General features: G+C 36.2%; 5 protein-coding genes. 2 read left to right on the top strand and 3 right to left on the bottom strand.

Annotated elements, in window-relative coordinates:
- Positions 1 to 187: 187 nt before the first annotated feature.
- Positions 188 to 2,644 carry a TonB-dependent receptor domain-containing protein gene (locus ASE74_RS04380; protein WP_055904707.1) on the bottom strand — a complete coding sequence of 819 codons (2,457 nt, stop codon included), beginning with the start codon at positions 2,642 to 2,644 and terminating at the stop codon, positions 188 to 190.
- 368 nt (positions 2,645 to 3,012) lie between these two features.
- Positions 3,013 to 5,403 (bottom strand): ABC transporter permease, encoded by a 2,391-nt coding sequence (locus ASE74_RS04375; RefSeq protein WP_055904704.1) that lies wholly within the window; start codon positions 5,401 to 5,403, stop codon positions 3,013 to 3,015.
- Positions 5,404 to 5,799: 396 nt separating this feature from the next.
- Here ASE74_RS04375 and ASE74_RS04370 point away from each other — a divergent pair, with 396 nt between their 5' ends.
- The gene (locus tag ASE74_RS04370; protein ID WP_029274701.1) at positions 5,800 to 6,258 is read left to right on the top strand and encodes a MaoC family dehydratase; all 459 of its coding nucleotides are present in this window, start codon (positions 5,800 to 5,802) and stop codon (positions 6,256 to 6,258) included.
- A gap of 93 nt (positions 6,259 to 6,351) precedes the next feature.
- Entirely contained in the window at positions 6,352 to 6,585 is a 234-nt protein-coding gene (locus ASE74_RS04365; RefSeq protein ID WP_055904701.1) for a hypothetical protein, read from the top strand.
- Positions 6,586 to 6,817: 232 nt separating this feature from the next.
- Here the strand turns inward: ASE74_RS04365 and ASE74_RS04360 are convergent, their stop codons facing one another.
- A complete protein-coding gene (locus ASE74_RS04360; RefSeq protein WP_157255339.1) occupies positions 6,818 to 7,474 on the bottom strand; it encodes a hypothetical protein in 657 nt (218 codons plus the stop codon).
- Positions 7,475 to 7,617: the final 143 nt, after the last annotated feature.

Raw genomic sequence — 7,617 nt, 5'->3', positions numbered from 1 at the left:
CCACGACACCCTTGTCTCGAGCTAACACTTCCTACTGCTAAGCGTGTTCGGGACTTGAACCCTATAGTCGATTGCCATGCCCGGCGCACGAAAAAAAATGGAAGATAAATTAATTACCTTCCATTCTTAAAACGAAACATTTAACACTAAAACATGGAAATTTATCCTACAATAATCTTTTCAACTCCTAAATTGGAATAATGACTTTAAAACTGAAATTTCTGCCCATATTGTAAATTCCAGATCGACCGTTGGCAGACTGTTTGTAATATTCAAAATATTTTAGCCTGTTTAAATTAGATTGGTAAGCGATATTGAAAATGTTATCTGCCTGAATAAAAATATCACACAAAACTTTTCCCTTTTTTGATTTTAAGGTTGATCCAATGCCACCATTAATTAATGTATAACCGGCGGTAAAAGTCTCCGTATCATCCAGGGCATAAAATTTATCCTGATCTGCAAAAAAAGCAGCATCAACCTTTATATAAGGCTTATCAAAAATGCCAAACGGTTTTTGTGAAGTTGCCTTAATCTCTGTTCTAAATTGCAATGGCGGAATAAATGGTAAATATTTAGCTTCCATGCCATATTTGTTCAATAGCTCCTGATTTTGATTTAACCCCACTACATAAGCCAGACTATTGTTGAAACTTAACCATTTTATGGCAGCAGGATGCAGGTTTACTGAAACTTCAGCACCATATAACCTGGCTTTCGATTGTTGATACTGGTAAGTTAAATTTCCCGGAACTATAACTACCGGATTTCCATTGGCATCGGTTAAACGCGATTGATAGATGTAATTCTGAATATTGTTGTTAAAAACTTCCAGGCTAATTTCTGCATCTTTTAAATAGGCAACAACGCCAATATCCTCCTGAAGATTAAACTCTGGCTTAAATGTCCTGTTGCCTAAATATACAATGTGGGCACCTGGATCTAGGCCATTAGAACCTATTTCGGTAATATTTGGGGCGCGGTAACCCCTTGCAATATTGGCCTTTACAAGTAATTTTTCAGAAATATTATACGTTATACCCAAACTTCCTGATAAGCCGTAATAATTTTTATTAAAAGCAGGAAACTGTAATTTCCCTGTAGGATCACTTAAATTAACCTGTTTACCAAATCCGGTTTGGGCATTGGTGCCTACGTAAAAATCGTTCCAGTTTATGTTTCTTCTATCAATTCTGATTCCTCCCGAAACCGCTACCTTACCCATCGATTTCTTTGCAAAATAAAAAGCACCAATATCAAAGAGGTCGTAATCAGGGATCGGAAAGTCGGTGGCCGCCTTGCTCCTATTGCCCTGGTACATTCCGTTTATGCCAATGGTGCTTTCGATACCACTAAAATCTGGCAGATTATATTTAAGATCGTAATTAAAAGTATTGAGCACTACATAAAGCCCAGCCTGGCTTGGCAACGTGGGGTGATTGTATTCTCTCCTTACACTTTGCTGTCCGCCGATTAGCAGATTAAGATCGCTGGTACCAAATTTAAACTGACTGGTGTTGTAAAACCGATAATGCTGAATGTGCTGATGCAGCGGATTAATGGTATAGCTGTTCAGATCGTTCTCCGCAACAATTGGTCTGTTTTTAATGTCATCACCCTCATCCAAAACCTGGCGTGTAAACTTTCTTGATAGAGAATCTCTGCTGCCATCGGGTATTTCCATTAAATTATCGTAATAGGTTATAGCCGTTTTAGAAAACCCCCAATCCTTATCTACCCTTGCGCTGGCTGATAAATTATATTCTCTAAAGGCTGTTCCATAAACTAAACCATCAATTTTATTCTTGTAGTTGTGCGCCGTTTTCCCTGTAGCCCTAAAGGTATATTTCCAGTCGTTTTTTATATAAGCAATGCCCAAAGAAGAACCAATCATCCCATTATTGCTTTGGTAATTTGCTGTAAAATCACCTTTTAAATTTTTATTCTCAAAATTTGGGCTAAATGGAATCATGTTGATTACCCCTGCCAGGGCATCAGAGCCATAAGTTAAACTGGCCGGACCTTTTACCACCTCAGCCCTAACAATACCATATTCATCTACTTCAATTCCATGTTCATCACCCCATTGCTGGCCCTCCTGCCTTAAGCCATCATAAAGTGTTAAAACACGGTTGTAACCCAAACCGCGAATAAATGGCTTTGAAACGTTTGGTCCGGTGGTAACTGCTGTAATGCCAGGAACACCTTTTACAATGGCTTCGATGAGGTTGGTATTGACATTCTGATCCATTGATTTTTTAGAAAGCACTGCAATTGGTACAGGGCTTTTACGCAGTTGTGTTGCCCGGTTAACGCCGGTAATTACCACATCACTTAAATCGGATGTTAAACTTAATAAATCAGCATTAACCTGAACACTATCCTCTTTAAGCAAAATCTTGATTCTTTTAGATTGATAACCTATGCCGGAAAAAATTAGGTCGTAATTTCCTGATTTGAGGCCACTCAATTGATAAATACCGGCATGGTCTGATTTGGCCGATAGTGCTGATCCAACAACTTTAATATTAATGTTTTCTACAGGTACATTTTGTGAGGTGACCAGGCCTTTAACAACAACTTTTTGTGCAATGGCATTTAGCGAGATAAAGAAAGTGAAGCAAAATAGAATTGAAGATTTCATGAACGCAATAGATTTATCTAAACATAATTTTAGACAAATCTAAATTTTAATTTAAATAAATCAAATAAAACATTTAGATAACATTTAATTGCAGGTAAATTTACATTCAGTTAAAGGCGAAAAGTGATGACTAAAACAGCGCAAATTCCTGTATTAAAGTTAAATACAAATAAATATTTTAAATGATTTAATAATCGTTCTGTGTTAATCTTCTTAAGTCTGCGGGAAATTGATAGCGAAATACTTACGCAGATTTCATGAATCAACACAGCGTTAGCTTTTAATTAGGCGAATTTTATTAGATCCTGAAACAAGTTCAGGATGACGAATGGCTTGAGAACACAATGCTAAAGATGCTCTACATTAATTTACTCATATTTAAGCGCATCTACAGCATTTGCCTTTGCTGCGCGGTATGATCTGAAACTGACTGTAATTAGCGTAAGCACCATTGATGCAACCATGGCCAACATAAAGGGCCAAATACCAGGCGAAACACGATAAGCAAAACCTGATAGCCATTTACTTGTTAAAATGTAAGCCAATGGCCACGCAACGAGGTTGGCAATAAAAACCATTTTGATAAAATTGCGATTCAGCATTTTAACCAGTTCAGCTGTGGTTGCGCCAAGTACTTTTCTGATCGCCATTTCACGCGTACGCTGAGCTGCAACAAAAGAAATTAACCCAAAAAGACCGATAAAGGAAATAAACATAATCACACCTGCAAATATTTTAAACAAAAGGCCTGTTATATGTTCCGACTCGTAATAATTATTAATGTCATCATCTAAAAATCTTGCATTATACACCTCATTAGGAAAAGTACTTGTCCAAAGATTTTCTATTGATTTCATGGCATGCATCATTTCCTTTGCGTCTAATTTTATTGCCATATTATAATATTGCCTTTTTTCCTGGTAAAAAACCATAGGCGAAATTTTTTCTTTGAGTGATTGATCATTAAAATCTTTAATAACGCCAACTATCGGACCTGTTCTTCCATTTTGTGCAATTACTTTTCCAAGGGCCAACTGAGGGTTGGCGATACCTATCTTCTTTACAAAAGTTTCGTTGGCGATGTAAGCATTAGCGGTATCACTCTTTTTGTAAACACTTCCTGCAATAAACTGTAGCCCGAACAGATCGAAATAGTATTCATCACTCATACTCAGCCGAACCTCAAAATCTTTATTCTCTCTACCATCAACATAAAAATTTGTGGTATTCATACTTCCTGAAAGTGGCGGCCGGGCAAAATAACTTTGCTTTTCAACCCCTGGTATATGAAGCAATTTTTCTCTAAACAGTTGCTGATGGCTTATGCTCGAACTATCTCCAGGGAATCCAATCATCACTACCGCATCCTTCTTAAAACCAAGTGGTTTTTCTCTTACGTATTGCATCTGTTTAATCACAACAAAAGTGGCAATGATGAGCACAATGGTAATAGTGAACTGTATTACAATTAATATCATTCTTAAACTCAAATTGCCTGATTGGACAACGATTTTGTTTTTTATGGCTAAGGCCGGACTAAAACCTGAAATAATCATTGCGGGATAAAAACCGGCTAAAAAACTAACCAGAACGATCATCAACAACAAAAACACAAAAACTGCCGGACTTGTAAATAGCGACAGAACAACTTCACCTTTAAGGAGATGCGACAATGAAGGCAAGAGTAATTCGGATAAGATACAAGCAAATAGCATTGAAATTAATACAATTGTTGTTGTTTCTGCCAAAAACTGAAATAAAAGTTGCTTGCGCATTGCCCCCATAACTTTACGTACCCCTACTTCTTTTGAGCGGTTAATCGATTGTGCGGTAGCTAAATTTATAAAATTAATACAAGCCGTAATGATTAAAAAAATGCCGATGATGGCCAGGCCATACACTTCTTTTTTAGTAACCGATGTTTCGGAAAAGTTACCATAACGTTCGCTGAAATGAATATCTCTTAAAGACTGTAAGTGACTATTTTGATTCCCTGCAAGCTTTTTCAGTTTAAGGTATTTCTCATTCATTCTTTTTAACGACTGCTCAAATGCAGCCACAGTTACACCCGGCTTTAGCAAAGTAAAACACTCATTATAAGTGCTTACAGAATCCCAATCTTGATTATTTTTCCCATAAAATGTTGGGTAGCTAATCATAATTTCCATTGGAATACTACTGCTGCCTGGTAAATCGGCAAATATCCCAACAACCCTGAGCGAGATGGAGTTCCAAAAGGTGAAATTTTTTCCCATGGCCGTTTCTGCAGAACCAAATAAAATTTTAGCTGTTCTCTCTGAAATAACCACAGTATTGGGTATTGAAAATGATTGGGTTGGTTTTCCAAGAAGCCATTTAACCTGTAGCACATCAAATAATTCCGATTCAGTGAAATATACATCCTTAACGGCTTTAAAATGTTCGGTACCATCATCATTGCGTACCAGTATAACACCACTATTACGCGAGATTCTGGCTATTTTTTCTATACCTGGAAGTTCGGCTTTGGCGGCAGGACCAAAAGGTAAAGGAACTCCGGCCGAGTAATCGTCAAAGCTATTGTATTTCCAATCGGTTACGAACCTGAAAATCCGGTCGCTATTTTTGAAATGGGTATCGTAACTCAGCTGAAATTGAATAAAAATAAAGATCAAAATACAACTGGTCATACCGATAGATAAACCAAGAATATTAATCAAGGCATATGATCGATTCCGCAACAGATTTCTAAAAGCAATCTTCAGGTTTAATTTGAACATAAGTTTATTTTTTATGACCAATGCGATTCTTATGCCAAATATAACCAAGCGTATTGAGCTTGTATACAAAGGGATTAAACAGTATTTTAATCAATTGCGCTGTTCGTTAATGAACAGCATTGTGCGTAAACGAACAGCAAAGATTAAAACATTTTGCTATAATAATCAATTGGTGACGCATTGCATACGAAAACAAACAAGCTGTATATTAATGCATTATCAATAAAACCCAAATGAGTAAAAAAAATCTTTAAAAGATTTTTATACGTATAGGCTTAAAAGCACCGTTATTATCGCTATAATTGGAAACAGAAGAGTGAAACCAACTACATAGCGGAAGGATTGCTGTACCTAACGGAGTTGTTAAAATAGTAATAAACAGATAAACAGAATTACATGTTGGTGATTAATAATTTTGAAGAGTATGAATCGCATTTAGGGAAAGAATTAGGCGTTTCACAATGGCATACCATAGATCAGGAACAGATTAATAAATTTGCTGATGCAACATTAGACCATCAGTGGATCCACACTGACCCTGAAAAGGCGAAGAACGAAGGACCATTTAAGGCTACAATTGCACATGGTTACTTAACCCTTTCGCTAATTCCTTATTTATGGAAACAAATTGCTGATGTACGCAATATTAAAATGGAAATTAATTATGGTATAGAGCGTTTTAAGTTTGGCCAGGCCGTTTTGGTAGATAGCGAAGTACAGCTGAAAGCAAAATTGAATTGCATTAGTAACCTTAGGGGAATTACTAAAGTAACCATCCAGGCTACTCTTGTTATTAAAGACCAACCCAAACCTGCTTATGTAGGCGATGTGGTATTTTTATATCATTTTATTTAATTACTTCTTTTGTCAGGAAACGTTACTTGGTATCCATTTGGCACGAATCCATCAGGATAAAAACCAATATGGGATAAGTTTGTTAGTTTAAGTATGGAAAATATCATCACACCTGATCAATTAATCAGCAACCATGCCAGCAACGGCAATAAGGCAACATTAAAAGTGGGAAGTAAATTTCAGTGGGATAGAAAACACGTTTCGAAAGAAATACCTACGCTAGAAGCATTTAAAAATGAAATCGATAACTTTTACGATTATAAATTGATATTGGGTTACGACGGTGCAGTAGGGCAAACGGTTTACATGGTTACTGCTATTAAATAGATTATTTTCTTCACTCAAGATTGCTTAAGTTACGTGTATGTAACTTGACAGATGAGGTATCTTGTTATTTAAAGAAGGCTTCTACGGGCGATGAAGCAAGGCAATCAGCATGAAGGATTACTTTTGTTTATTTTCACGAAGACGATTATTTATCGTAAACCTGTTTAATTGATGCCAAACCCGCTAAAGAATAGATTCAATCTGTAGATTTTAATACTATACGCCTAATCGCTTAATTAACTTCTGCAACATAACCGCCTTTGTAATCGGTTTTTGTTTCGATAATTTTGATATCAGGGATTCTGGTTTTGGCAACGGCAGTTTCTATGGCGAAAGATGCGTTTGATTTGGTGGCTAGGTCAGCTATATTTTCAGTAATTAACCTAATGGCTCTTAAAGCTGCAAAGTACTGGCGATCTAACGTTTTTATGGTATTAAGATCGCGTTTTTCGCGTTTGTTGGCCAAATTCGCCTGTGCACAGCAATACTGCTGCATCTGATCTAACTTTACTACTTTTTCGGTAATGGTTGCTAAAGCTGATGGCGAAAGTTCGATCCCATTAACACCGATTACCTTATTTTTTTTAACCAAATAATCAAATCCACTAAACGAAACGATGCTTGCCGGACCATTATTTATAATTGAGGTAATTTTTGGAGATTCTATTTTAGCATCAAAACCATTTTTGATGATTGACTTGTTAAAATTAAACCTTTGTAAGATTAATGTTTCAATCAATTGATCGCCATCTACCTTTTCCAATTTTGCCACTGGTAAGGTCTCATTCAGCTTATTACCTTTGAAAATCAGATTTTTATCCGACCGGAATCCCATACTTAGAGTAAGAATTACTGAGAGTCCTAAAGATAGTGAGATAGCGTTTTTCATAACCAAAATTTTATTTCGGTGCAAATTAGGAAAATAAATTCATGTTACAATTCACAATTTTTGTATAACTGGGTTTACAACTTTTACACATTTTTGTTCACAACCTATTTATAATACTTGATTATTCTCAATTGGTGTTTTGA

Origin of the sequence: Pedobacter sp. Leaf216, from assembly GCF_001421515.1 — a bacterium.
In the GTDB taxonomy this organism is placed as follows: Bacteria; Bacteroidota; Bacteroidia; order Sphingobacteriales; family Sphingobacteriaceae; genus Pedobacter.
This window is presented reverse-complemented; position numbering and strand designations above follow the sequence as displayed.

Bases quoted from the DNA above. Each gene is read 5' to 3' on its own strand.
- ASE74_RS04365 (WP_055904701.1), top strand. From the start codon at position 6,352: ATGGAAAATATCATCACACCTGATCAATTAATCAGCAACCATGCCAGC.
- ASE74_RS04375 (WP_055904704.1), bottom strand. From the start codon at position 5,403: ATGTTCAAATTAAACCTGAAGATTGCTTTTAGAAATCTGTTGCGGAAT.
- ASE74_RS04370 (WP_029274701.1), top strand. From the start codon at position 5,800: ATGTTGGTGATTAATAATTTTGAAGAGTATGAATCGCATTTAGGGAAA.
- ASE74_RS04360 (WP_157255339.1), bottom strand. From the start codon at position 7,474: ATGAAAAACGCTATCTCACTATCTTTAGGACTCTCAGTAATTCTTACT.
- ASE74_RS04380 (WP_055904707.1), bottom strand. From the start codon at position 2,644: ATGAAATCTTCAATTCTATTTTGCTTCACTTTCTTTATCTCGCTAAAT.